This window comes from Pseudoalteromonas sp. bablab_jr010 (assembly GCF_016464105.1).
GTDB lineage: Bacteria > Pseudomonadota > Gammaproteobacteria > Enterobacterales > Alteromonadaceae > Pseudoalteromonas > Pseudoalteromonas simplex.
Genome location: NZ_JACDWV010000065.1, coordinates 1 through 295, shown reverse-complemented (window position 1 = coordinate 295; position 295 = coordinate 1). Strand labels below are relative to the sequence as shown.

The 295-nt window shown below is 43.1% G+C and carries 2 rRNA genes; both read left to right on the top strand.

Going from position 1 to position 295, the window contains the following annotated elements:
• A 23S ribosomal RNA gene (locus JIG37_RS04060) occupies positions 1 to 94 on the top strand; the annotation flags it as partial.
• 126 nt (positions 95 to 220) lie between these two features.
• Positions 221 to 295: ribosomal RNA gene (gene rrf, locus JIG37_RS04055) — 5S ribosomal RNA — on the top strand; the annotation flags it as partial.

Sequence of the window (295 nt, the reverse complement as noted above, 5' to 3'; positions counted from 1 at the left end):
GGGCCGTTGAAGACTACAACGTTGATAGGCAGGATGTGGAAGTGGTGTGAGCCATTAAGCTAACCTGTACTAATTACCCGTGAGGCTTAACCATACAACGCCAAACGCGTTTTATGACAGCGTAACAGACAGAAGTTAAGACACTAAAGTAGAGATTTACTTGATATCAGAATTCCAGATTTATTAATTTGCTCAGATGAGCGAATTAAAACCAAATTTGCTTGGTGACAATAGCGTTTTGGACCCACCTGACCCCATGCCGAACTCAGTAGTGAAACGAAACAGCGCCGATGAT